Origin of the sequence: Flavobacterium sp. P21, assembly GCF_050632225.1 — a bacterium.
Classification (GTDB): domain Bacteria; phylum Bacteroidota; class Bacteroidia; order Flavobacteriales; family Flavobacteriaceae; genus Flavobacterium.
Genome location: NZ_CP192585.1, coordinates 2,826,214 through 2,853,067, shown reverse-complemented (window position 1 = coordinate 2,853,067; position 26,854 = coordinate 2,826,214). Strand labels below are relative to the sequence as shown.

Annotated in this window: 26 protein-coding genes and 5 pseudogenes; 14 read left to right on the top strand and 17 right to left on the bottom strand. The window is 35.0% G+C overall.

The window, feature by feature from the left end:
* Window positions 1-3 precede the first annotated feature (3 nt).
* The 5 genes and pseudogenes from ACQ9BO_RS14170 (at window position 4) to ACQ9BO_RS14150 (ending at window position 4,811) form a co-directional block, all read left to right on the top strand.
* Window positions 4-351, top strand: a complete 348-nt coding sequence (locus ACQ9BO_RS14170; RefSeq protein WP_431241245.1) for an ankyrin repeat domain-containing protein — start codon at window positions 4-6, stop codon at window positions 349-351.
* Complete coding sequence (locus tag ACQ9BO_RS14165; RefSeq protein WP_431241244.1) at window positions 335-919, top strand: ankyrin repeat domain-containing protein; 585 nt, start codon at window positions 335-337, stop codon at window positions 917-919. Before ACQ9BO_RS14170 ends, ACQ9BO_RS14165 begins: the two co-directional genes overlap by 17 nt.
* Window positions 920-1,029: 110 nt before the next feature.
* Entirely contained in the window at window positions 1,030-1,512 is a 483-nt protein-coding gene (locus ACQ9BO_RS14160) for a DUF2271 domain-containing protein (RefSeq protein ID WP_431241243.1), read from the top strand.
* A gap of 127 nt (window positions 1,513-1,639) precedes the next feature.
* Window positions 1,640-3,786 (top strand): annotated as a pseudogene (locus ACQ9BO_RS14155) (PepSY domain-containing protein).
* Window positions 3,787-3,799: 13 nt separating this feature from the next.
* Window positions 3,800-4,811, top strand: a pseudogene (locus ACQ9BO_RS14150) (FAD:protein FMN transferase).
* A 65-nt stretch (window positions 4,812-4,876) separates the two neighbouring features.
* On the opposite strand, the gene ACQ9BO_RS14145 reads toward ACQ9BO_RS14150, so the two are convergent.
* On the bottom strand, window positions 4,877-5,296 hold the full coding sequence (locus tag ACQ9BO_RS14145; RefSeq protein WP_431245122.1) for a Pr6Pr family membrane protein: 420 nt from the start codon (window positions 5,294-5,296) through the stop codon (window positions 4,877-4,879).
* A gap of 531 nt (window positions 5,297-5,827) precedes the next feature.
* Here ACQ9BO_RS14145 and ACQ9BO_RS14140 point away from each other — a divergent pair.
* Window positions 5,828-8,029, top strand: coding sequence for a mechanosensitive ion channel family protein (locus tag ACQ9BO_RS14140; protein ID WP_431241242.1), 2,202 nt, complete (start codon window positions 5,828-5,830; stop codon window positions 8,027-8,029).
* 79 nt (window positions 8,030-8,108) lie between these two features.
* On the opposite strand, the gene ACQ9BO_RS14135 is transcribed toward ACQ9BO_RS14140, so the two are convergent.
* From ACQ9BO_RS14135 to ACQ9BO_RS14115, 5 genes and pseudogenes are all read right to left on the bottom strand, one after another.
* Window positions 8,109-8,567 carry a hypothetical protein gene (locus tag ACQ9BO_RS14135; protein WP_431241241.1) on the bottom strand — a complete coding sequence of 153 codons (459 nt, stop codon included), beginning with the start codon at window positions 8,565-8,567 and terminating at the stop codon, window positions 8,109-8,111.
* A 307-nt stretch (window positions 8,568-8,874) separates the two neighbouring features.
* Complete coding sequence (locus ACQ9BO_RS14130) at window positions 8,875-10,143, bottom strand: efflux transporter outer membrane subunit (RefSeq protein WP_431241240.1); 1,269 nt, start codon at window positions 10,141-10,143, stop codon at window positions 8,875-8,877.
* 17 nt (window positions 10,144-10,160) lie between these two features.
* Window positions 10,161-13,329: pseudogene (locus tag ACQ9BO_RS14125) on the bottom strand (efflux RND transporter permease subunit).
* Between the two features lie 6 nt (window positions 13,330-13,335).
* Entirely contained in the window at window positions 13,336-13,779 is a 444-nt protein-coding gene (locus ACQ9BO_RS14120; protein ID WP_431241239.1) for an efflux RND transporter periplasmic adaptor subunit, read from the bottom strand.
* The gene (locus ACQ9BO_RS14115; RefSeq protein WP_431241238.1) at window positions 13,761-14,495 is read right to left on the bottom strand and encodes an efflux RND transporter periplasmic adaptor subunit; all 735 of its coding nucleotides are present in this window, start codon (window positions 14,493-14,495) and stop codon (window positions 13,761-13,763) included. The genes ACQ9BO_RS14120 and ACQ9BO_RS14115 overlap by 19 nt, the downstream gene beginning before the upstream one ends.
* Before the next feature lie 268 nt (window positions 14,496-14,763).
* Between ACQ9BO_RS14115 and ACQ9BO_RS14110 the strand changes: the two genes are divergently transcribed.
* The 4 genes from ACQ9BO_RS14110 to ACQ9BO_RS14095 all read left to right on the top strand — a co-directional run bounded on the left by ACQ9BO_RS14110 (window position 14,764) and on the right by ACQ9BO_RS14095 (window position 16,848).
* Window positions 14,764-15,297: a hypothetical protein gene (locus ACQ9BO_RS14110; protein WP_431241237.1), complete on the top strand. Its 534-nt coding sequence runs from the start codon at window positions 14,764-14,766 to the stop codon at window positions 15,295-15,297.
* Window positions 15,298-15,302: 5 nt separating this feature from the next.
* On the top strand, window positions 15,303-15,722 hold the full coding sequence (locus tag ACQ9BO_RS14105; RefSeq protein WP_431245121.1) for a sensor histidine kinase: 420 nt from the start codon (window positions 15,303-15,305) through the stop codon (window positions 15,720-15,722).
* An 82-nt stretch (window positions 15,723-15,804) separates the two neighbouring features.
* Window positions 15,805-16,536: a LytR/AlgR family response regulator transcription factor gene (locus tag ACQ9BO_RS14100; RefSeq protein WP_431241236.1), complete on the top strand. Its 732-nt coding sequence runs from the start codon at window positions 15,805-15,807 to the stop codon at window positions 16,534-16,536.
* An 18-nt stretch (window positions 16,537-16,554) separates the two neighbouring features.
* The gene (locus ACQ9BO_RS14095) at window positions 16,555-16,848 is read left to right on the top strand and encodes a DUF3861 domain-containing protein (protein WP_431241235.1); all 294 of its coding nucleotides are present in this window, start codon (window positions 16,555-16,557) and stop codon (window positions 16,846-16,848) included.
* 84 nt (window positions 16,849-16,932) lie between these two features.
* On the opposite strand, the gene ACQ9BO_RS14090 is transcribed toward ACQ9BO_RS14095, so the two are convergent.
* The 5 genes from ACQ9BO_RS14090 to ACQ9BO_RS14070 form a co-directional block, all read right to left on the bottom strand.
* Window positions 16,933-17,616 carry a hypothetical protein gene (locus ACQ9BO_RS14090; RefSeq protein ID WP_431241234.1) on the bottom strand — a complete coding sequence of 228 codons (684 nt, stop codon included), beginning with the start codon at window positions 17,614-17,616 and terminating at the stop codon, window positions 16,933-16,935.
* A gap of 200 nt (window positions 17,617-17,816) precedes the next feature.
* Entirely contained in the window at window positions 17,817-18,071 is a 255-nt protein-coding gene (locus ACQ9BO_RS14085) for a hypothetical protein (protein ID WP_431241233.1), read from the bottom strand.
* Complete coding sequence (locus ACQ9BO_RS14080) at window positions 18,050-18,427, bottom strand: redoxin domain-containing protein (RefSeq protein ID WP_431241232.1); 378 nt, start codon at window positions 18,425-18,427, stop codon at window positions 18,050-18,052. The genes ACQ9BO_RS14085 and ACQ9BO_RS14080 overlap by 22 nt, the downstream gene beginning before the upstream one ends.
* 3 nt (window positions 18,428-18,430) lie before the next feature.
* Entirely contained in the window at window positions 18,431-18,958 is a 528-nt protein-coding gene (locus tag ACQ9BO_RS14075) for a TlpA family protein disulfide reductase (protein ID WP_431241231.1), read from the bottom strand.
* Between the two features lie 115 nt (window positions 18,959-19,073).
* On the bottom strand, window positions 19,074-19,391 hold the full coding sequence (locus ACQ9BO_RS14070; protein ID WP_431241230.1) for a winged helix-turn-helix transcriptional regulator: 318 nt from the start codon (window positions 19,389-19,391) through the stop codon (window positions 19,074-19,076).
* Between the two features lie 167 nt (window positions 19,392-19,558).
* Here ACQ9BO_RS14070 and ACQ9BO_RS14065 point away from each other — a divergent pair, with 167 nt between their 5' ends.
* The 4 genes and pseudogenes from ACQ9BO_RS14065 (at window position 19,559) to ACQ9BO_RS14050 (ending at window position 23,044) form a co-directional block, all read left to right on the top strand.
* Window positions 19,559-20,473, top strand: a complete 915-nt coding sequence (locus tag ACQ9BO_RS14065; RefSeq protein ID WP_431241229.1) for a DsbA family protein — start codon at window positions 19,559-19,561, stop codon at window positions 20,471-20,473.
* A 170-nt stretch (window positions 20,474-20,643) separates the two neighbouring features.
* Window positions 20,644-21,479 (top strand): annotated as a pseudogene (locus ACQ9BO_RS14060) (sulfite exporter TauE/SafE family protein).
* A gap of 4 nt (window positions 21,480-21,483) precedes the next feature.
* Window positions 21,484-21,873 carry a DUF1634 domain-containing protein gene (locus ACQ9BO_RS14055; protein ID WP_431241228.1) on the top strand — a complete coding sequence of 130 codons (390 nt, stop codon included), beginning with the start codon at window positions 21,484-21,486 and terminating at the stop codon, window positions 21,871-21,873.
* Window positions 21,874-22,020: 147 nt separating this feature from the next.
* Window positions 22,021-23,044 (top strand): annotated as a pseudogene (locus ACQ9BO_RS14050) (LLM class flavin-dependent oxidoreductase).
* 148 nt (window positions 23,045-23,192) lie between these two features.
* Here ACQ9BO_RS14050 and ACQ9BO_RS14045 read toward each other — a convergent pair.
* The 6 genes from ACQ9BO_RS14045 to ACQ9BO_RS14020 form a co-directional block, all read right to left on the bottom strand.
* Window positions 23,193-23,489 (bottom strand): hypothetical protein, encoded by a 297-nt coding sequence (locus ACQ9BO_RS14045; RefSeq protein WP_431241227.1) that lies wholly within the window; start codon window positions 23,487-23,489, stop codon window positions 23,193-23,195.
* Window positions 23,490-23,538: 49 nt separating this feature from the next.
* On the bottom strand, window positions 23,539-24,012 hold the full coding sequence (locus tag ACQ9BO_RS14040; protein WP_431241226.1) for a TonB-dependent receptor domain-containing protein: 474 nt from the start codon (window positions 24,010-24,012) through the stop codon (window positions 23,539-23,541).
* Window positions 23,987-24,718, bottom strand: coding sequence for a hypothetical protein (locus ACQ9BO_RS14035; RefSeq protein ID WP_431241225.1), 732 nt, complete (start codon window positions 24,716-24,718; stop codon window positions 23,987-23,989). The genes ACQ9BO_RS14040 and ACQ9BO_RS14035 overlap by 26 nt, the downstream gene beginning before the upstream one ends.
* An 8-nt stretch (window positions 24,719-24,726) precedes the next feature.
* Window positions 24,727-25,080: a hypothetical protein gene (locus tag ACQ9BO_RS14030; protein WP_431241224.1), complete on the bottom strand. Its 354-nt coding sequence runs from the start codon at window positions 25,078-25,080 to the stop codon at window positions 24,727-24,729.
* Window positions 25,035-25,634, bottom strand: coding sequence for a carboxypeptidase-like regulatory domain-containing protein (locus ACQ9BO_RS14025; RefSeq protein ID WP_431241223.1), 600 nt, complete (start codon window positions 25,632-25,634; stop codon window positions 25,035-25,037). Before ACQ9BO_RS14025 ends, ACQ9BO_RS14030 begins: the two co-directional genes overlap by 46 nt.
* 163 nt (window positions 25,635-25,797) lie before the next feature.
* Complete coding sequence (locus tag ACQ9BO_RS14020; RefSeq protein ID WP_431241222.1) at window positions 25,798-26,775, bottom strand: glycoside hydrolase family 43 protein; 978 nt, start codon at window positions 26,773-26,775, stop codon at window positions 25,798-25,800.
* Window positions 26,776-26,854 lie beyond the last annotated feature (79 nt).

Below are 26,854 nucleotides of genomic sequence, written 5' to 3'. Positions count from 1 at the left end.
ACGTTGACAATAACGGAAGTACTGCTTTTGATTATGCTTGCGAAAACTGGAAATATTACTCTTTTGAAAAAGTTATTAGACCGAAAAGTAAAATATACTGACAACGCGCTTCTTATAGCAACTCAAGGAAACCGTAGAGAAACTACTTCTCTTGATGCTTATAAATTTTTAGTTGAAGAATTAAAATTAAAACCAACTGTAACTGGAAAATCTGGCGAAAATGTATTGCATTTATTGGCAGGAAAACCAAATCAAAAAGAAATCATTTCTTATTTCCTTTCTAAAGGTGTTGATGCAAACAAAATAAACAACGATGGAAATACGGCGTTTATGATTGCCTGCAGGCGCTAGAGAAAATGGTGCTTTAGAAGTTTTATTGCCTGTTGTTAAAAACATCAATTTACAAAATGCAAAAGGAGAATCGGCTTTGACAATGGCTGTGAAATCTGGAACTCCAGATGCTGTGGCGCTTCTTTTAGGAAAAGGTGCAGATGTTAATGTAAAAGATAAAGACGGAAATAATCTAGGTTTTTATTTAGTACAATCGTACAGACCAGATCCTAAACAAGACACTTTTGATGCTAAAGCTAAACTGCTTCAAGAAAAGGGATTAAATCTTGTCGCTCCGCAAAAAGACGGAAGCACTTTATATCATTTTGTCATGCAGCTGAAAAACGATTTATCTTTGCTTAAAAAATTAGCTTCTTTGAATATTGATGTAAATGCAAAAAACAAAGACGGAATCACAGCACTTCATAAAGCGGCAATGGTTGCAAAAGATGATACTATCTTGAAATACTTGCTTTCTATTGGTGCTAAAAAAGAACTTACAACAGAATTTGACGAAAGTGCTTATGCTTTAGCAAAAGAAAACGAGTCGTTGACAAAACAAAATATCTCAATCGAGTTTTTAAAATAAATTTAAAAAGTTATGAATTATGAGTTATGAGTTTTGAATTCAATTCTTTAACTCACAATTCATAACTCATAACTCATAACTCATAACTCACAATTCATAATTAACAAAAAATGAAATCAATTCTAAAAATCGCGCTTACAAGTGCTCTTATCTGCCTTATTTCTTTTCAATCAAACGCACAGACTAGCAAATATAAATGCATGCTTCAAATGGCAAATTATATGGGCGAAGGTGCATATATCGTGGTTTCGTTAATTAATCCAAAAGGCGATTATGAGAAAACACTTTATGTAATGGGAGATGATAAAAAATGGTACAAATCATTAAAAGAATGGAACAAATTCCATACTGCAAAAAATGATGACATTAGTGCTATTTCAGGAGCGTCAGTTACTGGAGGAGACCGAAGTGTCACTACTTTCGAAATCGATGAATCTAAAATCAATAAAGGATATAAATTAAGATTTGAATCGGCTGTTGAGGATCAAAAATATTATGTAAGCGATCTTGAAATTCCGTTAACAACAGCTGGTTTAGCTGATAAAACTGAAGGAAAAGGCTACATCAGATATGTAAGATTAAACAAAATCTAATTCTCGCTTAAACTAAAAAATATGGCTTTGTCAAAATTTAAAACTTTGACAAAGCTTATTACATTTTATTATATTACAATAGCTTACATTCAATGACTCTTTCTTTTGGCGTTACACACACTTAGCCTTGGCTTTGTTTTCTTCTCTGTTTTTACTGCTGGCATCTATTACTGGAATTATTCTAGCTGTTGATGCTGTACAGGAAAAAACTTTGCCTTATAGAACAGAAAATTTTGACACACTAACTGTAGGTCAAACACTTCCCGTTTTAAAGAAGAAATATGCCGAGATTACAGAATTAAGCGTCGATTATAATCAATTTGTAACGCTTCAAGCTATTGATGAAGATGGAAATGATATTAAATCTTTTATTGATGCCAGAACGGGTAAAATACTAGGAACTCCTGCAAAAAAAGCGAATTTATACAATGGATTACGAGTCTTCATCGTTCCTTATTTCTACATGAAACAGGTCGTTTTTTTGTTGGTGTAATTTCATTTTTATTATTCCTGATCGCTATTTCGGGTTTTATGCTTGTTTTAAGCCGACAAAGAGGAATTCGCAATTTCTTTTCGAAAGTAATCAAAGAATATTTTGCCCAATATTATCATGTTGTTTTAGGAAGACTTGCCTTGATTCCGATTTTGATTATTGCGCTTACAGGAACTTATTTATCTCTTGAAAGATTTAATTTTTTTGTGGGAGATGAAAAACCAAAACCTATAAAAACGGAACTTTCGGCCGAAGCCAAAAAAACTTCAGTCTTTGAAAAAACACTTTTGAAAGAGGTTAAGAAAATCGAATTTCCTTTTACAGATGATCCAGAAGAATATTATATCATTGAATTAAAAGATCGCGAAATCGAAGTCAATCAGGTTACTGGTGCCGTGGTTAGTGAAAAGCTTTCGCCAATGACAATTCAATTGGCCGCTTTAAGTCTTGATATTCATACAGGAAGAATAAATGCAATTTGGGCAGTAATTTTGGCAATTGCTTGTCTAAATATCCTGTTTTTCATTTACTCTGGTTTTGCAATAACTTTAAAACGAAGAGCGAGCCGAATCAAAAATAAATTCAAAGCCCACGAAAGCGATACCATTCTTTTAGTTGGATCTGAAAACGGAAGCACTTTGCGTTTTGCAAATGCTATTTTGAAACAATTGATTGACCACGGCAAAAAAGCACATATTGCAGAATTGAATAGTTTTACGGTTTTCCCAAAAGCCGAACATTTTATCGTTTTCTCTTCTACACATGGATTGGGTGACGCACCGTCAAACGGAGGTAAATTTGAAACCCTTTTAAAGAAACACAATCAACAGCAAAAAATTAAATTTTCAGTGGTTGGTTTTGGTTCCAAAGCCTATCCTGATTTTTGTGGTTTTGCAATCGAAATTGACAAACTTCTGGAAAAACAAGATTGGGCAGAACGATTTATTGATTTGCATACTGTAAACGACAAATCGGCCACAGAATTTGTAGAATGGATTAAATTGTGGAGTGCCAAAACCGGAATAGAATTATCTACTACTCCGTCTGTTTACAATCATGTTCCAAAAGGACTTCAAAAATTAATGGTTTTAGACAAAACATTGGTTTCTGATTCTGAACAAACTTTCTTGGTCACATTAAGGGCAAATGCAAGAACCAAATTTACATCTGGAGATTTACTAGCAATTTATCCAGCAAACGACACTAGAGAACGCCTTTATTCTATTGGGAATCATTCCGGAAATATTCAATTGGTTGTCAAGCTACATCCGCATGGATTGGGTTCTGGTTTCTTGAATGAGTTAGTTCCTGGAAAAGTTATAAAAGCAAGAATCATCAATAATCATGCTTTTCATTTTCCTAAAAAAGCATCAAAAGTAGCGTTGATTTCTAACGGAACCGGAATTGCGCCTTTTCTCGGAATGATTGAACAAAACAAGAAAAAGACAGAAACCCATTTGTATTCTGGCTTTAGAATGGAAACAGAAACCGTTTCTGGCTACAAAAAGTTTGCTTCTGAAATGATTCAGAAGAAGCAACTTCATAATCTACATTTGGCTTTTTCGCGAGAAGCGGAACATCATTATGTAATGGATTTGATCAAAAGAGATGCTGATTTCTTTATCAACTTATTGCAGAATAATGGCGTTATTATGATTTGCGGTTCACTTGCTATGCAACAAGATGTTGAAACCGTTTTGAATGATTTATGCTTAGCCAACGGAATGAAAACTCTTTTGAGCTATAAAAACAACAAACAACTCCTAACCGATTGCTATTAGATTTTTTATGTCAATGACACCAAAATTACCTTTAAATAAGCTTTTGTTTTTGTTTGTAATTGCCTGCAGTTTCTCATTAAATGCTCAGGTTTTACGAAAAAGAACGACATTGCTTATGGGCGGACGTTTTGATATTAGCATTGTTGCAACTGATTCTTTAACAGCTGAACAAAATATAGATCTGGTAATTGCCGAAATTACGCGAATTGAAAATTTAATTTCAGATTGGAAACCAACTTCACAAGTTTCTGAAGTGAATCAGAATGCAGGAATTAAACCTATAAAAGTAGATCGCGAAGTTTTTGAACTTGCACAAAGAGCCATCAAATTATCGCAAATTACAAATGGGGCTTTTGATGTAAGTTTCTGTCGCAATGGACAGAATCTGGAAATTTGACGGCTCAATGACCGAAATGCCTTCGGCGGAAGCCATAAAAAAATCAGTAGAGAAAGTCGGTTATAAAAACATCATTTTAGACAGTGTTCAATCGACAATTTTCCTGAAATTAAAAGGAATGAAAATTGGTTTTGGCGCTCTGGGCGAAGGTTACGCTACTGATAAATGCCGTGAAATGATGATTGCAAAAGGAATCAAAGCCGGAATTATTAATGGGTCCGGAGACATGAGCACTTGGGGAAAACAACCAAATGGAAATCCATGGAAGATTGGCATTACAAATCCGTTTAATACTGAAAAACTTTTAGCTGTCGTTCCACTCGAACAACAAGCCGTAACAACTTCTGGCAGTTATGAAAAATTTGTTGTTTTTAATGGCAAACGCTATTCACACATTATAAATCCTTCAACTGGTTATCCTGCAACCGGTTTATGTTCTGTTTCTGTTTTTGGCCCAAATGCCGAAACCGCAAACGGATTAAGCACTTCGATGATGGTTTTAGGCAAAAAAAATGGTTTGATTTTGCTTAAAAAGTTCCCCAAATATTCTTGTTTGATAATTACAGATAAAGGAAAAGTGATTAAATCTAAAAACTTCAATATTAAACACTTTAAGGCAAAGTTTTAATTTTTAGCTACTATCCCGAAGCTTCGGGGCTAAGAAACTAAGTTGCTATTTTTTTTTGCAGATTACTATTTGACACTTTTACTTCTTTTATTAGAAATAAAAATTAAAATAAATGATAAAATCACAAACGCCACTAGAACAAAAAGTCCGTTTATAATTGCTTTTTCAAAACCGATTTTTGACACATCTACAAATGGATAAGGATAAAAATTGGTTGAAATTCCGTGAAGCAAAGTATAAATCATATAAATGATTGGATATATTAGCCACGGCAAAATAACCTTAAAAGAAATCTTTTCCGGAGCAACAACAAACAGCCAATAAATAAAGAATAAAGTCGGCACTACGGCATGAAAAATTTCGCTGACAATACGATGTTGTCCTTGTAAATCGACAATCGATCGAAGAAGCAAGTTAAATACTGCTCCAACAATTACAATATATACTGTGATTGCCGTAATTGTAGCATATTTAGAAAAAAAGATTTAGCATTGGATTTTCCTCCAAATAAAAATAGTGCAGACCATAAGAATACTATAGAATTAGTGAGAATTGTAAAAAAACTAAAAAAACGCACTGTGGTGCTTAAAAAAGTAAATCCAGATCCTGCATAAAACAAACAAAACTGCATTGGCAAAGCATATAGCTCCAAGATAAAAATAATGCTTGGCAAAATCTTGCTTTTTACTTTTTTGGTATTTTCCTTATTCATAATTACTTAAAGTCAGATCACTAAAATAAAAATTTTATTTCTCACTTTATGAAATTCTTCAAAAAAAACACACAAAACTTAATCCTGATTTTTCCTAATATTTACTTAATTAGAGCTTAGAAGTAGTCGAAAAAATTTAAATTTGAAAACCCAAATTTCATTCTTAAATTATGATTTTAAAAAGAAGTTACCTTTATTTATTCGCCTTATTTTTTGTATCGTTCGCTTACTCACAAACTGCTTCGCAAAAAAAGAAAACCGTCCAAAATTATTTGAAAAAACCACAACCGACAGTGATTACCTGATGGCAATTGAAAAAGCCAGCGAAGTCATGGAATCTGCCTACAACGACGCCGATTTTGATGGTGGAACGCATCATTTATTTGGCGAAATCAAAAGAACACAAAGCAAACTTGATCTTATTTTGACGAGTCTGAAAGGCGCAAATCCTAACGTGCGTAATCAGCAAATGTATCGCATAGTTTTAAAAGAAATTCAGCAAGAACTGGAAGATCAAAATACAGCTATCAATTCTCGAAATGCCGAGCTTGAAAAGATCAAAAACAGATTTGTCGATCTACACAAAGACAAAACTTTTATGGAACTCATAAAAGATACGGTTCGTCGCAAGCAATTCAAGAAAGAATTCGCCAATCTTAAAAGTAGATATTTGGCAACAGACAGTTTGATGACTAAAAATCAAGGCATCTTAAACAATAAAAAAAGACTGACTGTAGAAAGAAAAATTGCGGTTTCAAACGCTTTAATTACTGTTGAAGGCAAACTGGAACAATCTGGAATTAGTATCCTAAGAAAAGAATATCCATTTTTATGGAGTACAAACGATTCTGTACCTAAAAAAGCAGTATCGCAAAACATTAGAGCTAAAGTAATTATTGAAAAAAGCGTTGCTTCTTATTATCTAAGTTACCGCGCTGGTGGATTGATTACATTATTGTTCTTTATGGGAATTTTGTTTTGGTACATTTTCCGAAATTTAAAGTACCTAAAAGAAAACGAATATGCCGAAAATCTGGCTCTTTTTAATTTTAATTATTTAAATCGAGGTGTTCTCATTCCTGTTCTTGTTATCGGACTTAATATTGCCGTAGTCAGCAATTTGTATGCTCCTGCCTTGTTTCTGGAAATGCTTCAGCTTATTTTGCTGGGAGTTTTAACCATTCTTTTCAAGAACAAATGGTCATTACAATCAATGAAAAACTGGGGACTGCTTTTGGGGCTTTTCTTTACACTTTGTTTCCTTGATTTATTTATAGAAGTTGGTTTTATACAGCGTTGTGCTTTCATTGTAATTAATGTTTTGGGAATACGCTACGGTTTGGTTCAAATCAAAAGCATTAAAGATCAATTGTATATTAAAGGATTTTTTAAATGGGCAAGCATTATTTTTATTGGTTTTAACGGCTTATCGATACTTTATAACCTTTTCGGAAGAGTTTCACTTTCGAATATGTTGACACTTACCGCTTTTATTTCACTTACACAGATTATTGCGCTTAGCGTTTTATTAAAAATTATTCTTGAAATCATTCTGCTTCAAATTTATACTACTAGAATAAAACGCGGTATTGAAAAGATTTTTGATTATGAAAGTTTATCAGATACTTTAAAAAAGCCCTTTATCATTGTGATAAGCTATATGTGGCTTGTGGTGATTGCTTCTAATCTAAATATTTGGGAATCGCTTCGTACTTCTTTAGGAGATTTGCTGAGTCATCCAAACACTATCGGAAGCATTACGTTTACTTTAGGAAACATTGTTTTATTTTTTATCATTATTTGGATTGCCCATCTTCTTCAAAAATATGTGGCTTACTTTTTTGGTGAAATCGATGATGAAAACGAAGAAAACGTAAACAAAAGACAGCATTCTAAATTACTGATTACAAGACTTCTTGTTTTAATTGCTGGTTATCTTCTTGCAGTTGCGGCTTCAGGAATGCCATTGGATAAATTGAGTATTCTTCTAGGTGCACTTGGAGTTGGTGTTGGACTTGGGCTTCAAAATGTGGTCAATAATTTTGTATCTGGTGTCATTTTAATTTTTGATAAACCAATTCAGATTGGAGATGTCATCGAAATTAGTTCAGAATCTGGCCGAGTGAAATCAATGGGATTAAGAACTACAAAAATTAATGCGCCAAATGGTGCCGAAATTATTATCCCGAACGGAAATTTACTATCTCAAAACATCACAAACTGGACGTATACAGACAATTTTAAACTTGTGGAAGTTGCAATCGAAATCAATGGAGATACAACTCCAGATGCCATAAATGAAATTATAATGCAAGCGCTTGAAAGTCTGCCTTTAATTAATTTGGAAAAAGCGCCACAAATTTTCTACACCGCAATTTCAGACGGAAAATATAAGCTGTCGATTAAATTCTGGTGCAGTATTTACCGTACCGAAGAAACTATTAGTAGTGCACGTCAGGTTTTGTTCAGTAATTTTAAAGCAAAGGGATTGACTTTTTCTACTTAAAATTTTAGAACCGAAATACGCTAAAATCAAAAAACGTCCCGAAATTCGGGACGTTTTTCTTTGTCATGTTTAAATATGATTAGTGGTGATCGTGGTTTTTATTTGAATGCTTGTCGTTTCCTTTTCCTTTATCATTCCCGTAATGGTTTCCGTTATTCCCTTTTGGTTTTTCACCTCTATTTTTCTGAGGTTTTCCATGATATCCTTTTGGATATTCTGCTCTGTGTTTAGTATGATAAGTATAAGGAGCATCTCCTCTGTAATCATTCAAAACCACTTTATATCCTGAATAAAGATCATAATTTCTGTATCTGTCCGGAAGCCTTTTTGCGCGTACCCATCTTCCGTTATTATCTGAAATAAATACGCTTTGATTTATATCATAATAAACATCAATATCTGGCAAATAATAGTATCTGCTGTTATCGTAGCCAACCGGTCCCCAATTTGGAGGTGTTCCAATATTTACATTAACTGAAACCTGAGCCTGAGCAAAAACACTTGTAAAAAGCATTAAGGCGAATACTAACTTTTTCATCTTTTTAAAATTTAAATATTAATTATAGTATATAGTAATCGAAAGTAGTGCCAAAATTCATATTTAAAGCATTCAATATACAATACCACCAAACCAATCGACGAAAAATGCTTCTCAGCCGATATACATGCAAAAAAACATCTCAAGATTTGAGATGTTTTTTATTTTTTATTTCCAGCCTCCACCTAAAGCTCTATAAAGATCAACTACAGCTTGCAATTTCTGCAGATTGTCATTAACACCACTCAATTGAGTCGCTAAAAGGTTCTGTTCAGAAGTCAAAACATCAGTGTAATTTGTTGCCGAACTATATTCTAAAAGTTGCTTGCGTATAATCAACCGCTTTTACCAAAGCTTCAATTTGTTTTGTTCTCGAATCTTCTTTTTCAACTGCCATTTGATAAGAATACAAAGCATTTGAAACTTCCTGACCAGCCGTCAAAAGACTTTGCTGAAAATTGTTATAAGCTTGTAATTGCTGTGATTGGGCGGTTGTCAATCGCATTTTATTGATTCCGTGATTGAAAATTGGTTGCGTTAATCCGCCAATAATCGAGTAAAAAACAGAATTAGTAAAGAAGTCCGTCAACTGCAAATTCGAAAATCCGCCACTTGCTGTAAGTGTCAAACTTGGATAAAAATAGGTTTTAGCCAAATTTGTAGATTCAAAAGCCACTCTGAAATTAAACTCTGCCTGACGCACATCTGGACGATTCTCCAATAATTGTGATGGCAAACCTAAAGAAAGATTTTCAGGGACAATCTGCGAATCCAGATTTCCTCTTTCAATTGGCCCTGGCGCTTGTCCTAACAAAATATTCAAAGCGTTTTCTGTTTCACGAATATTCTGTTTCAAATCTGGAATCAAAACCTCAGTCGCGTGCTGATTGGCTTCACTTTGCACAACTGCCGCGCCAGTAACAATAGCACCTTCTTTAAGTTCTTTTATTGTTGCAACATTTTTAATACGACTTTCTAATGTTTCCTGCGTAATTTTTAGCGATTTATCATAAGCAAGAAGTCTGAAATAATTATTGGCAATATCTGAAATCAATTGCGTCTGAACAGCTTGTTTTGCCGCATCTGATGCTAAATAAGTTGCCAAAGTCGCTCTTTTGGAACTGCTTAATTTCCCCCAAATATCAGCTTCCCAACTTGTGCTTAAACCTAATTTATAAGTCGTTGTCAAAGTATTGATATTGATTCCTGCAGGAAAATTTAGTCCCGCTTCAGATTGTTTGGTATGCGTTGCGTTTGCATCCAATTGCAATGTTGGATAATAAGCCAATTTGCTTTGGCGCAAAGAAGCACGAGCCTGTACAATATTCTCAATTGCATTTTTCAGGTTAAGATTATTATCTAGTCCTTTCTGAATTAAAGCATTCAATTTTTCATCTTTAAAAACAGTCTGCCAAGGCATATCAGCAATCGTAGTTGTATCAGCAGAAGCCTGATCACGATACAATTTGTCTGTCGAAAGCGTTGTGGGACGTTCGTACTTTTTGGTAACGGAGCACGCACTCAAAAGTGCGGCCGTCATTACCAACAAAATATATTTATTTGAACTATTAGTCATTTCTTTTTAATTAAATTTTACTCTTTGTGAGCTTCTAATACGTGAATTTCTTCATCATCATCTTCGTCATCATAACCATCTTTTGCCGGACCGCTCACTTTTTCCTGTAAAGTCTGGAAAATGATAAACAGCACTGGAATTACAAAAACTCCCAAAATGGTTCCGATCAACATTCCTCCCACAGCTCCTGTACCAATTGATTTATTTCCAACAGCTCCTGCGCCAGAGGCAAACATCAATGGAACAAGTCCGAGAATAAAAGCAAAAGATGTCATCAAAATTGGTCGCAAACGTGCCACCGCTCCTTCAATTGCTCGCTTGAACGATTGGCAGACCTTTTCGCCTTCTGTCCAAAGCAAATTCAACAATCAAAATACCGTTCTTGGCAAGAAGTCCAATCAACATGATTAGAGAAATCTGTAAATAAATATTGCTATTCAGTTTGAAAATAATCGAGAACAAATAAGCTCCTGCCAATCCAAACGGAATTGACAATAATACCGCAAACGGAAGAATATAACTTTCGTACTGCGCACTCAACAAGAAATAAACGAACACTAAACACAATAGGAAAATAAATATCGTCTCACTTCCCGAAGCTAATTCCTCACGCGTTAATCCCGAAAATTCATATCCGTAACCTGCAGGAAGGTTTTCTGTCGCCACTTCTTGAATCGCTTTAATCGCATCTCCAGAACTATAACCTGGCTTTGGTGCTCCTGTAATCGAAATCGACGTAAATAAGTTGAATCTCGAAATTGATTCTGGTCCAAAAACACGTGTCATATTTACAAACTCTGTTATTGGCGCCATATTTCCTGCGCTATTTCGAACAAATATTTTATTCAGACCTTCTTTATTCGTTCTGAATTCTGGAGAAGCTTGAATCATTACACGATATTGTTTCCCGAATTTATTGAAATTCGAAGCATACAATCCGCCATAATAACCTTGCATGGTTGACAGAATCGTATTTACAGAAACTCCTGCGTCTTTGGCTTTCGCCAAATTAATATCCATCATATACTGAGGAAAACCAGGATTAAATGGCGTTGTTGCATATTGAATTTCTGGGCGTTCTGCTAATTTTGCTAAAAATTCATTGTTTACTTTATAGAATTCGGCAGTAGTGTGACCACCTTTATCCTGCAATTGGAATTCAAATCCACCACTTTGTCCAAAACCTTGAATAGTAGGCGGTGAAATAAAGAAAATATTAGCTTCGCGAATACCGCTTGTTTTAGCAAATAATTGCCCAATTACATCATCAACACTAAGGTCACGTTCATCCCATGGCTTCAATTTTACGATAACCATACTATAGGCACTTCCTGCTCCAGCTGTAAAGTTTTGTCCAATGATTCGAAGCGTGTTTTTCACGCCCGGAATTGTCTTCGCGATACTGTCTACTCTTTTAGCAATAATATCTGAACGCTCCATAGAAGAAGATGGTGGCAAACTGATATTCGCAAAAACAGTTCCCTGATCTTCGGAAGGAACGAAAGCTGACGGCGTCGTTTTCATCATATAAACTAATGCAACACCAGCAATGACAATTGAGGCTAATGCAATCCATTTTTTTACAGAAAGAAAACTTACAGAACGTTTATATCTTTCGGTTACATTATCGAATGCAACGTTGAATGAAGTATAAAAACGCTGTAAATAGCTTTTATGCTTATGATCATCTGCATGCGGTTTCAATAAAAGCGCACATAATGCCGGGCTCAATGTCAAAGCGTTTACTGCCGAAAGAATGATTGCAACAGCCAGCGTAATACCAAATTGCTTGTAGAAAACCCCTGTCGATCCATTAATAAAAGTTACCGGAATAAATACGGTCGCCATTACTAATGTAATCGAAATAATTGCTCCAGAAATTTCGTCCATTGCATGAATGGTCGCTTTTTTAGCCGATTTGTATCCGTGATCGAGTTTGGCGTGCACGGCCTCGACGACGACAATTGCGTCATCGACCACAATACCAATGGCGAGCACCATCGCAAAAAGCGTCAATAAATTGATCGTAAATCCGAATAAATTCAGGAAGAAAAACGTTCCTACAATCGCAACCGGAACCGCAATTGCCGGAATCAATGTCGATCTAAAATCCTGAAGGAAAATAAATACTACAATGAAAACCAATATAAATGCTTCAATCAAAGTATGAATTACTTTTTCAATCGAAGCATCCAGATTTTCATTGACGTCAACCATAATGGTATATTTCATTCCTTTTGGAAAACTCTTTGCCGCTTCTTCAATCAGTTTTTTAGAATTGATGATTACATCACGGGCATTTGACCCCGGAGTCTGGCTGATTGCCATTGTCGCCGATTCAACGCCATTTGTTTTAATCGTTGACGAATAACTCAGAGACCCCAACTCTACTTTGGCAATATCTTTTAAACGCAACATTTGTCCGTTTCCAACTGATTTTATGACAATGTCTTCAAATTCTTTCGCACTCGTTAAACGCCCTTTGTATTTAATTACATATTGAAATGCCTGATTTCCGTTTTCACCGAATTTACCTGGCGCCGCTTCAATATTCTGCTCCGCCAAAGTCGCCGAAATATCACTCGGAATCAACTTATATTGTTGCATTACATCTGGTTTCAGCCAGATTCTCATTGAGTAATCTTTTGCACCAAAAACCGTTACATCTCCTACTCCAACTACACGCTGGATTTGAGGCACAAGATTAATTTTCGCATAATTCTGAAGAAACGTCTGATCATAAGCTTTATCATCACTATAAAGTGAAAAAATCAACAAGTTACTACTCTGACTTTTAGTAACCGTTACACCTGCCTGAGTTACCTCAACAGGCAATAAACTTGTAGCTCTTGAAACCCTATTTTGAACGTTTACTGCCGCTAAATCAGGATTTGTTCCTACTTTAAAGAAAATTTTAATCGAAGCATTTCCATCGTTTGTGGCAGTAGAAGTCATGTAAGTCATGTTTTCTACACCATTAATCTGCTCTTCCAACGGAATAACGATACTTTTCAGTACCACATCGGCATTGGCACCTGTATAACTAGCCGAGACATTTACTGTTGGCGGTGCAATATCCGGATATTGAGAAATAGGAAGCTCAATCAATCCTAAAACACCCAAAATAACAATAATAACAGATATTACTGTTGAGAGTACAGGTCGTTGTATAAATTTTTTAAACATGTGTTTTTATTTTAAATCGGCGTAAACTTTATCGGCTTGTTGATTTTGGCTCTTGATTTCTGTTCCGTCTTTAAGTGTTGCCACCCCTTCTAGAACAATTTCATCTCCCGTGTTCAAACCGCTTGTAACGACATAATAATTTCCTGCACTATTGTCTAAAATGGTAATGTTGGTACTTTTTGTTTTACCATCTTTACCAACAGTTACTGCAAATATTTTATCCTGAAGTTCATATGTTGCACTTTGCGGAATAATCAATCCGTCTTTTACTTCATTCGGAATTCTGACAGTTGTACTGCTTCCGCTTCTAATAATACTTCTTGGGTTTGCAAAACGAGCTCTGAACGTAACCGAACCTGTTTCAGTATTTATTAAACCATTTACAGTTTCTACTCGGCCTTTTTCTGAATAGGGTGTTCCGTCAGAAAGCACTAATGAGACTGCTGGCATATTTTGGATTTTTTGTGCCAATGTTGCACCCGGTGTTTTGCCCTCGGTAAAATCCAACAATTTTTTTCGTTTATTGCAAAATAAGCATAGACATTTCCAATACTAGAAACTGTTGTTAAAGGATCAGCAGTATTTGAACTCACCAAACTTCCTAAACGAAACGGAATCGAACCTACAACTCCATCAACCGGACTTGTTACAGTTGTATATCCTAGATTGGTTTTAGCATTGACTAAAGCCGCATTTGCCTGAGCCAACGTCGCCATAGCCGATTCATAAGTATATTGTGCTGATTCTAAATCATATTTACTAATAATTCCTTTTTCAACTAAAGGTCTTACTTTATTAACTGCCAGTTTTGCGGCACTTACTTCGGCCTGAGCACTTTTAATGCTGGCACTTGCCGTGCGAACTTGCTGTTCATATTCTGGCGCACTAATTTTAAACAATGGCTGTCCTGCTTTTACTACAGCACCTTCGTCTACAAAAATCTTATCAATATAACCTTCAACTCTCGGACGTATTTCAATATTTTGCTGTCCTTGAATACTCGCAGGATAATCGCTGTATAGGGTTGCAGATTCTGGCCGCAAGGTCAGCGTTTTATACTCCTTAACCTGTGACGCGGCTCCGGCCTGAGCCGATTTATCATTTTTACCGCAAGAAGCGATAAGAACTGAAGTCGCGAAAATGCTTAAAAATGATTGCTTATTCATTGTCAAAAATGTGTAATTATCTATTTATTAATAAGCAAAAGAACTAAAATAGAGTACACAAAATTTTTAGAATAGACGAAGAGCAAAGGACAATCGATAGAGACAGCCTGACACCCGACGGTTTTTTATACAGAATTAAACAAGCGTTTAATTTAAAACTCGTCGGCTAAAAAATGGTTTCTATTGGCTGTAGTGCCATTTTAAGCGATTGGTTCCAGATTGTATTCAAATAAAATGTAATATTGTCTTTATAAATCAATAATTTGTAATGGCTTCAAATATCTACAGACCCTATTTATTTGCCGGATTGCATATTCTCGGCTGGTTATTATTAGGATTTATCATGCTGTTTTACATTCCTTTAACTTGGAATGTGATTCTTCCTGGCGTATTTTGGCTTTGGCAAATAATCGTATTGTTTCTGCTCATTATTATTTTTTATACGAATGCCAAAATCATAGTTCCAAAAACCATTATTAAAGACAATACATCACCCTTTTTATTTTGGGCTTTTTTCGCCATTTGTGCACTACAGTTTATCGCTTACTTCTATAATGCTAAAACCGATGTACATACGAAAGTGAGTTTAGTTTTAGGCTTTAAAAAATACCGAAATCCTTATTTTGACAACTATGTTTTCATGCTCACTTTATTGGTTTTAGGAATCAGTACGAGTTGGGCTATGTTGCGGCATTGGCAAAAAGCGGCGCAACACAAACAAAAATTAGAACAGGATAAAACGATGGCCGAACTGGCAATGTTAAAGGCGCAAATTAATCCCCACTTTTTTTCAATTCGTTAAACAGCATTTATTCGCTAACTTATACTGATATTGAAGATTCTAGAAATGCGCTTCATACTTTAAGCCGAATGATGCGCTATCTGCTTTACAGCACTGAAGAAACAACTTCTTTGCTCAAAGAAGCTGAATTTATGAAAGACTTTATTGCGTTAATGAAGCTTCGTGCCAACAGCAAATTGACCATAACAACTGATATTCCCGAAAAATTACACGATTATCCGATTGTTCCAATGCTATTGCTTCCGTTAGTTGAAAACGCTTTTAAACACGGAATTCACGCAACAGACAAAAGTGAAATTTATATTAAGCTTCGCCAAAATGGAAGCGAACTTGATTTTGAAGTTGAAAATACTTATTTCGAAAAATCTGGAACAGCCGTCGAAGGTGGCATTGGCTTGACCAATACAAAAGAAGACTTCATTTGATTTATCCGAATAAACATAGTTTGAAAGCCGGAGTTGCCTCAAATGGAAAATATAATGTAAAACTGCGGCTAAATTTAGAATAATGATGATATTAAAATGTATAGCAGTTGACGATGAACCTCTAGCATTAAAACTGGTAGAAACCTTCATAGAACAGACGCCTTTTCTGGAATTGACTGCAAGTTGCGATAATGCTGTAGAAGCAATGGGGTTGATTAGGCAAAAACAGCCTGATATTGTATTTCTAGACATCAATATGCCTAACCTTACCGGTATGGAACTCGCTAGGCTTTTGCAAGATACGCCGGGATTGATGCCTAAAATAGTTTTTACAACGGCATATAATCATTATGCTATTGAAGGCTATAAAGTAAATGCGGTAGATTATCTTTTAAAACCTTTTAGCTATGAAGAATTTCTTCGAGCCGCTAATAAAGTGCCGCAAATAACTGAGGAAAACTCAAATAACTTTCAATCCATTTCTGCTGATGATGAATTTATTTTTCTGAAAGTAGAATACAATTGGGTCAGAATTTCGCTGAAAGATATTTCATATATCGAAAGTTTGAAAGATTATGTAAAAGTGCATCTTGATGATTCGCAGAAAACGGTTCTTTCTTTAATTTCTTTAAAAGCTTTAGAAGAAAAACTGCCTTCATCGAAATTTATTAGAATTCATCGTTCGTTTATTGTATCGCTTGACAAAATAAGTGCCATCAGCAAGCATTCTGTTTTTATTGGAAAAACTGAAATTACGGTTGGCGAACAATACAAAGAACCATTCAAAACCATCGTTGACAAGTGGTTAAAATAAAATTAGATTTTAATTATCATGGAAAAAAGAGCAAACAAATACTATTTGACATTAAGCTTAAAAGAGTACGCAAACGGAGAAACTAAGCCTGCAAAAGAACTCGGAATCGAATTTTCTAATCATGATGAGATTTTTGGCATCATTCAAAAAATGAAAGACAAAAACTTATTTGAAGATCCATCTGAAGCCACGCAGTTTGCGTTAGGATTGAAATTATTCAGCGAAATCAAACTAAAACACCGCAAAAATCCATTATTTGAGGAGCTAAACGAAGTTTTTCCCATTTTCATGAAAAAACTGAAAAGTTTATAACATAAAAAATGCATCGAAAATGATGCATTTTTTATTCTATCTGACTTCAAATTGTAAATAGCTTAAGCTTATTTGTTTTTTAGCTTAAACCATTAAAGTTCCGTTTTTATCCTGAAAGACAATATAATCATCTATTCTTCCGGTTTTGTAAGCATTGCGGAATCTTCCCATTTTTCTTGGAATTTTTTCATCATTCCGTACAAATTTCACCTCGATTCTTTCTTTTCCTTTTTTTAATAATAGTTTTAGCTCATGATCTTCGAAAGTATAATCAGCAATTGTACTCCCAATCATATATTCCGTCAGTTCGTCCCATACTAAATTGTAAGAATCAGATATCCGTGGCTTCATCTTTTCATAACAATCTTGAGAACACCCAACGATTCGATCGTTGACAAGGACATAATTATTTGCGTACCAAACAGAATAAACAAGATATTCTTCATTATCGAGCAGTAGTCCAAAAAAGCAAGTACTGTCTAATCCGTAAGTACCTAAGTGTGTATTTATTTCTGTAATTTTTCTACCAATCAATTTATTCCTTCGAGCTTCTTTCAGTAAAATTGGTTTACTAAAAATTAGCGTTTCCATTCTGTTTTTCAATAAGCCAAAAAGCAGTTCTGAATTTTTATCTGTTTTTTCTTGATTAATTTCTGAATATTCTTTCCAATTCAACCTCTTCCAATAATTTAAATCTTTTTTCTTAATTATCATTGAATATTGTTCAATATTCCCCATTCTCAGATTTAAATAATCGCTCTTTTCCATGACATCGTTCCCTCTTCTAATTAAAATAATGACGCAAAATTACAACAGGCCTTTAATTAGAAAAGGCCTGAAAAGTCATAAATATGCCAGAATAGGATAATTCAAGTTCTCAATAAAGACGGCAGTTAACGATCTATTAAAAAAATTTATGCAAAAAAAGTCTCATAAAAATGAGACTTTTTTGCTTTTTATTCGATCGCTTAAGCTTTCGCTTTTCTTTTTACCGTACAGCCAATTTCTTTAGTTTGAGTAACTGCTGGTTTTTTGTTGCTTTGCAAAGCCGCAATTGCATCTTCGGCATATTTTGTTTTTTCGGTTTTTGTTCCTTCTGGATCATTATCTATTGCTCCTACATACTCAATTACATTTCCTTTTGCAGTTTTAGATACAATAAAAATATGAGGTGTATGTTTTGCTCCGTATTGATCTGTAGTCACTTGTCCTGCATCAAACAAATAAGGGAAGGGATATTTTTTTCTTTAGCCAAATCTTGCATTTTACTGAATTCATCAGCTTTTGAAGCTTCAGGATCATTTGGGTTAATTGCGATTACAGGATATCCCTGAGGTCTGAATTTTTTATCCAAATCAATAATTCGTTGTTCATAAGCAACTGCATACGGACATGTGTTGCAAGTAAAAACCACAATAAATCCTTTTGCTTTAGGAAAACTTGCAAATGAAACTTCTTTGTTATCCACATTTTTAAGTTTAAAATCTGGTGCTGGATCTCCAGGTTTAAGCGTTGCGGTTTGTGCTTGAGAAAGCCAAGCCGTAAACGTCAATACTAATAAAATGATAATCTTTTTCATAATTTACAGTTTTTTATATTCAGTTAATAGTTGTTCGTATGTCAATTCGGTTTCGACAAATTTTCGTTTATCGTCTTTAATAAATAAAGTTGCGGGAATACTTCCAGACCATGAAGGATCAATTCTGTCAATATATTCCTGCGGACTGCTTTCATTCAGCAGAAACACTTCGTTTTTCATATTTTTTCGTTTGACGAAAGGAATTACGGCTGAATTCAGTTTAGATTTAAAATCAACGCTTACTAATAAAACGGCTAATTTCTCTGTTTTATATTCGGCCTGAAGTTTTTCAAAATGAGGAAGTTCTTTTACGCATGGTGCACACCAAGTTGCCCAAAAATTCACGACATACGTACTATCTTTGCCATTTTTCATTCGTTCTTGAAGCTGATCTACAGTAATTAATTTCACATTTTGACCAAATGAAACTGTCGATAAAGCGACCAATAAAAAAGGCATAAAAACGACTTGGCTTTCATAAGAAACACATTTTAGGATTGATTTGTCTCTTACAAATATAAATGAATACAAACTTTCTTTTTGTTAATGAAAATTTAATGATTTGTTTTTTAGGTTCAGAGGCGCAAAGATGCAAAGATGCAAAGGTTACTTTCTTGCCGAATTTTGCAAAGCTGAACTTTAAAACTTATTTTTCAAAAAAAGACTCCAATTGTCTGAAAACTGGAATTAGAGATTTTCCTTTTTCTGATAAATTATACTCCACATGAAGCGGTTTTAGTTTAATGACACTTCTGTTTAAAAGTCCGTGTTCCTCCAATTCGCGCAGAGCAACAGTAATTGACTGTTTATTTGAATCTTTAATGTCTCTCAAAAGTCCGTTGAAGCGCAATGGACCATCGACGGCTAATAAAAAGATTTGCGGTTTAAATTTTCCTGATAACAATTTTAAAAGTCCCGCCGCAGGACATTCAGTTTCTTTTGGAGTTTTATTTTCTGTAGTCATATTTTTTTGACTAATTGACTTTTGGTTAAACACTAGCGAACTTTGTTATAAAAGTATAAAATTTTAAAAAACTGAATCCGACTTTTCCAGCAGTTTTTATGAAAAAATGGCCACTACTATTAATCCTGATCTGCAGTATATGCTGTAAATCGCAAACGAATTTAAAAATGACCGAAAACAATTCGAATCCGTTATTTTGTGATCCTGTAACTGGAACATGCGAAATGCCTTCTAACACGCAATCAAATGAAACTGCCGACATTAAAACTGAAACCAAACCCATCAAAATAGTTTATTATACAGATCCTATTTGTTCTTCGTGTTGGGGAATCGAGCCACAACTCCGAAAACTAAAACTGGAATATGGAGATTATTTTGAGATTGAGTATCGAATGGGCGGCCTGCTTCCAGATTGGAGCTATAATAGTGGAGGCATAAGCAAACCATCAGATGTGGCGCATCATTGGGATGAAGCAAGTTTGCATTACGAAATGCCTATCGATGGAAATGTTTGGATTGAAGATCCGCTGGATTCCTCTTATCCTTCTTGTATTGCAATGAAAGGCGCTCAAATGCAAGACAAAGAAAAAGCTGTTCAGTTCATGCGCATACTTCGCGAAAAATTATATCTCGAAAAGAAAAATATTGCTAAATGGCAAAACATTGAGGAAGCCGCAAAATTAGCAAAACTTGACATTGAGAAACTAAAAGCTGATTATGATGATGCCGAGGAGCTTTTTCAGGAAGATTTGGATTACGGAAAAAAACTTGGCGTAAGAGGTTTCCCGACATTATTTTTTGCCGACAAAAATGATACTCGTTTTGTGGTTTACGGCTCAAGACCTTATGCTGAGTATGAAAGTGCTTTGTTAGCCATTTTTCCAAACGCAAAAAAGAAAATGATTCCAAATGAAGATCCATTATCGCTTTTTGAAATTTTTCCGACATTGACACCAAAAGAGTATTCCGTTATTTTGAATAAATCCTATTTTGATGCTCGAATGATTCTTGGAAAATTACATGAAAAGGGCCTATTGAACAAGACATCAATAAAGAATGGTTCACTGTATCATAAAAAATGACTTCTGTAAAGCCACAAAAATTAATCTTTGTGGCTTTATTATTTCAACAAAATTTCAAAAGTTCAGATTTCAATATAAAACGTTTTCGGATTTTTAAGGACTTTTTAAGCCCCTAAAAATTCTTCGGCCAAATATCAATTCGTAAATTAGCCGAAACAAATTTTATTCGAATGACAGTACTTACGTTTACGCTCATTATGATTCTCGGTGCTTTTTTAGCAGGTTTTATTGGTTCATTATCAGGATTAGGAGGCGGCATCATTATTATTCCACTTTTAACTGTCATTTTAGGCGTTGATATACATTATGCAATTGGAGCCGCATTAGTTTCTGTAATTGCTACTTCATCAGGTTCTGCGGCGACTTATGTAAAAGAAGGGATCACTAATATGCGATTGGGAATTTTTCTTGAAATCGCGACAACAATTGGTGCAGTTGGGGGTGCATTGCTTTCTGCCATTGCTCCTACTTCATTTATAGCCGTTTTATTCGGACTTACATTGATTTTCTCAGCAATCAATTCCCTTCGAAAAAAGAAGAACATATTGTATTAGAATCAAGCCCTTTGGCTAAAAAACTAAAATTGAATGGAACTTACCCAACACATGACGGAGAAGTTGTAAGCTATGGCACAAAAAATGTTTTAGGAGGATTTGGAATGATGGGATTAGCCGGGATGATGTCCGGTTTGCTCGGAATTGGCTCTGGCGCTTTTAAAGTTATCGCAATGGATAATATTATGCGAATTCCGTTTAAAGTTTCAACTACAACCAGCAATTTTATGATGGGCGTTACCGCAATGGCGAGTTCTGTAATTTATATTCAAAAAGGGTACATTGAGCCTGGAATTTGTATGCCGGTCGTAATTGGAGTTCTTTTTGGAGCTATGGCCGGAGCCAAGGTATTGGTGCGAACAAACCCTAAAAAATTGAGAATCTTTTTTGCCTGTTTAATTTTTGTACTTGCAATTAATATGATTTATAACGGACTAAATGGAAAAATCTAAAGCTATGCAACACGAAAAATTTGGAGAAAAAGACTTTCAGGCTATTGTTGGAAACTTATTGCGTTATGGTGTATGGATTTCACTATCAGTAGCTTTTATTGGCGGAATTGTTTATTTGATGCATCACGGAAGCGACATTGAAGATTATTCGGTTTTTAAAGAAAATGATCGAAATATTTTTGAAGTAATTGCCGATGTGTATCATGGCGTAATTCAAGGAAATGGTGAATTTTTAATTTTCTTCGGAATTATATTATTATTTCTTACACCGGTTTTTAGGGTATTGTTATCATTATTTTCTTTCCTTATTGAAAAGGATTATCTTTATGTTGTTATTACACTGATTGTTATTTTAATTATTATAACCAGTATTTCATTTGGATTCTCGCATTAAATGGCTGTAGGCTTTAAGCCGTAAGCTGTAAGCTCTTTAAAAAGCTTAAAGCCTATTGCTTAAAGCTTAAAGCAAAAAAAATTGCAAAAGGTTATCGGTTTTAACAAGCTTAAAGCCTATTGCCTAAAGCCTAAAGCTTATAAAAAAATGGAAATAGGAATTGACAGTTTTGCTTCGGCAATGTATGGCGACAACAATACTTTGAGCAGTGTTGACGCAATGGAACAATTACTCCAAAGAATTGAACTTGCAGATCAAGTAGGTCTTGACGTATTTGGAATTGGAGAGCATCATAAAAAAGAATTTTTAGATTCGGCTACCGCCGTGATTTTAAGTGCGGCAGCAGCACTGAACAAAAAATATACGTTTGTCAAGTGCGGTTTCTGTTTTAAGTGCCGCCGATCCGGTAAGAGTGTACCAAAGTTTTGCGACTTTAGATTTAATTTCGAAAGGAAGAGCCGAAATTGTTGCAGGCCGAGGATCTGCTATTGAAGCTTATCCCCTTTTCGGATTTGATTTGAATGATTATGATGCACTATTTAAAGAGAAATTAAATTTATTGCTTCAAATCAGAGATAATGAATTTGTGACTTGGTCAGGAAAATTTCGTCCAGCTCTAAATAATCTTCCCGTTTATCCGAGAGCATTACAAGAAAAAATGCCGATTTGGTTAGGTGTTGGCGGAACTCCAGAATCTTTTATCAGAGCCGGAAGTCTGGGATTGCCTTTGATGGTCGCTGTTATTGGCGGCCAAACACATCGTTTTCGTCCGTTGATCGATTTATATCGTGAAGCGGGAAAAGCCGCAGGCTATAAACCCGAAGAATTGAAAGTTGGTTTACATTCGCCTGGTTATATTGGAACTACAACTGAAAAAGCAATCGAAGAATATTATCCTGGTTATGCCGAACTTTGGACAAAATTAGGCTACGAACGTGGCTGGCCTCCAGTTACCAAAGGAAAATTTGACGGACTTATTGACGATTTAGGTGTTTTGATTGTTGGAAGCCCAGAAAGAGTCGCTGAAAAAATATTGCGACATAGTGAAGCGCTTGGAGGTGTGGACCGATTTACTTTTCAAATGGATAATGCCGGATTAACACATACTCAATTAATGAATTCGATAGAGTTAATTGGAACAAAACTGATTCCTTTAATTCGAAAAGGATAATTTTTCAGCCACAGATTAAAAGGATTAAAAAGATTATTTTTAAACTTAGAATCTCAGCATCTTAGAATCTCAGCATCTCAAAAAAAGCATCCGCTACAACTAACGGATGCTTTCTCTTTAACTAACAATTCTTTTTAAAGGCGAATAATTAAAATTTATAAGTCACACCAACTCTAAAGTTTGTCGGCGCTTCTGTTTGCCAATAATAAGCATTTAACCAGCTGTAGAAAGAACCGCTATATAAATATTTATTTAAGATATTAAATACGTTAGCTGTTACTTTAACTTTACCAGTTTCATAAGACAAACCTCCATCTAATTTAAAGTAAGAAGGTAGTCTTTGAAGGCCTGCGCTCCAAGTATCAGTTTGGCGTCCGTCAAGGAACGTTGCTCCGATAGAAGCGCCAAAACCTTTTAATTTTCCGCCTTGTACTGTGTAATTCAACCAAGCATTTGCAGTATGTTTAGCATAACCCGGAACGATATCGCCTTCTTTAATTCCTGTTGCGAACAGAAACTAAAGGATCAACCTTATTTACAATAGATTCTGTAAAAGCATAATTTGCAATAAGATTTAAACCATCAAACAATTTTCCTCTAACATCAAATTCAACTCCTTGGGCTCTTTTTTCTCCAAGAACAATTTTGTATTGTTCATTTGGTGTATTTCTCGGATCAGCGGTAAGTTCATTCTTTTTCAAGATGCTATAAACAGATACGCTAGTGTTCCAAGAACCGTCAAACCAGTCTTTTTTAATTCCGAATTCAACATTGTTTCCCGTAAGCGGTTTTACCTGACCATCTCTAACAACTCCTGATTGAGGAGAAAAAGCCTGATCGTATAATCCGTAAAAGGCTGTACTTTCGTTTAAAGAATAACTAACTCCTACACGAGGTGTAATGTGACTATCTTCTTGTGGATTATCATAACTACTAGTCTGCTTAATCCATGTATATCTTGCGAGCAAGAGTCAATCTTAATTTATTCTGAAAGAAACCAAGCTCATCCTGAATATAACCCGCAAGATATTCCGAACCGTAAAGTCCACCAGCTCTTTGGCTCAATGGCGTGTCGTGGTCAAAAGCTGGGAAACCGTTAGATGGAGTTCCGTAATTTGGATTGTAAACATTAAAAGGATTGTCAACTGTATCAAGATCATGAGATTGTCCCCAATCTGCCATATAATCCTTGCTTCCTAAATCTACACCACTTAAAATTTTGTGGCTTACAGATCCTGTATTGAATTTTCCGTTAACAAATATTTGTCCTAAATACATATTGCTTTCTGCATCCCAAATACCAACGTTTCTGATAATTTCCCCTTTTGCAAGAGTTCCTTCTGAAATTCCATCATAATTTCTGTCAACATCACCAGGACCAACTACACCCGGCCAAGAGCTATATCCTTGTTGAATATATTTAAAATAAGAAGTTTGCGCTGTAAGTTTCCAGTTGTCATCAAATTTGTGTTCAAACATCAAATAACCACTATGGTCCTGAATATTGGTATCTGGCAAACCTGGCTGTGTCATTGTGAAACCTACAGGCAAAGTTGCATATCCGTCAGATGCTGGCCCAAAAACATAATAAGAACCAACTTCGGTCATATTTGCGTACTGAAAATTGTATTCAGCTGTAATTTTTGTTTTGTCGTCAACCTGATATGAAATCACCGGAGCAATTACATAACGGTCGTTATGCTCAAACGGACGGTGAGAACGTTTTTTTGCGCAGCGCCATTAAATCTGTAAAGCAGTTTTCCTTTTTTATCTAATTTTCCGTCTAAATCAAGACTTACTCTGTAAAAATCGTAGCTCCCTCCTAGTACTGAAACTTCGCCTTTTGTTACTCCAGTTGGTTTTTTAGTTACCACATTATAAAGTCCGCTTGGATCACCGCTCGAAAGCATAAATCCTGCTGGCCCTTTTACAAATTCGATATGATCTACAAAACTCATATCTTCGGTCAATGGTCCCCAAAAAGAAGAAACTACATTAAACCCGTTTCTAAAAGCCTGAATTTGAGATCCACGCATTGTAATGTTTGTATATAAATCCCCCAGTGCTCTAAACGCACTGCCCCACTTACGTTACGGATAACTCCATCGCTCATGCTTGTAATTTGCTGGTCTTTCAAAGTCTGACCACTTACAATCTGTACGTTTTGAGGAATCTCTAAAACTGGAGTCTGCAAACGCAATGACAATGAAGGTTTGTCTTGCTTGTATTTGTTTTTTGTAATAACAACCTCATCAAGATCTTCTTGACTTTCAGAAAGTGCAAAGTTTTTTGTCGTAGTTTGTTTTGCCGTTACAACAATGGCATCTTCCTTGCCTTGAATACCAACGGAATGAATACTAATTGTGTAAGATCCCGGTTTAACATTTCTAATTTCGTACTGACCATTTTCATTGGTTACAGCACTATATTTTGTTCCTTTAAGAGCAACAGAGACACCTTCTGCCGGAACATTTCCGCTTAGAGATATTTTTCCTGTTACCTTGCCTGTATTTTGATTTTGCGCTAACATCGTAAAAGACGTTAAGAAAAATACAAAAAGACAGATTTTTTTAATGGTTAAACTATTCATTTTGTCTGGTTTTAAATTTCGTTGGCAAAAGTACTTTCTAAAACTTGTTTTTCCAAATTATTTTTAACCATTCTAAATAAAAATAAATTTCTGCTTCTATTTAATAATAAAAAAACTCTTCTCATATTGGAGAAGAGTCTAATTGTTTTTTCTGATTATCAAGTCATTTCGTTTCTAAAAATGAAAAACTATCAGGTTTCGCTACGATTTTATTTCCCGAAAATTCAATTGAAATAATTCCTGCTTTTCTTGGGGAAACAGCACTTTCATTAAAATGAGTGTGCAATACATAATGCATTTTATTGTCTTTATCCCAAAATACATCGCCGTGGCCTATTCCGTTTTGTTTAGTATTTTTTCTGCTGATAATAGGGCTATCTGTTGCTTTTTCCCAAGGCCCAAGTGGACTTTTGCTTGTAGCATAACCTACTGCATAATCAATATTTCTAAAATCATTAGCCGAATAAATCATGTAATATAAGCCGTTGTGTTTTAAAACCGTTGGCCCTTCTGTAACTGGCCAGCTTACATTTTGAGTGTTTTCCCACGGCAAAATTCCTGAAATACATTCGGTTAAAGTTTCTGGTTTTATGCTTTGAAGATCATCGTTTATTTCTGCTACGAAAATTCTATTCCCATTTGTCAAACGAACATGATACAGGTATTTTTTTCCATCTTCATCAATAAAAATAAACGGATCGATTTGATTTCCAGCTTTAATAATAGGCTCTTTTGATTCGCTTTTAAATGGCCCAAGCGGACTATCGCTGGTTGCAACTGCAATATTCTCATTGGCCGTATAAATCATGCAAAATTTGTTTTTATACGAAAGAATCTGTGGTGCCCAAAATCCTTTATCTCCAAAAGCATCTCCTTTTTTCAAAGCCAAACCATTCTGAGCGCCAATTGGACCTTTCCAGTCTTTTAAATCACTTGAAGTATATACTTGAAATCCTTCACCATTTGGAATATCTCCCGTTGTGGTTCCGTATAAATAGTACGTTCCGTTATTGTAGAAAATTGTAGGATCTGCCAATAAAATGGTATTTGATTTTGCTTCTTTTGGTTTGTCTATGTTTTTTTCCTGCGAACAGGCAGTAAAAACGCAGAATAATGATATTACGGATAGTATTTTTTTCATGTTTTATAGGGTTTATGTTTTTTAACCGCAAAGAGCGCAAAGGTTTCCGCTAAGAACACAATGAATTTGAAAAATAAGG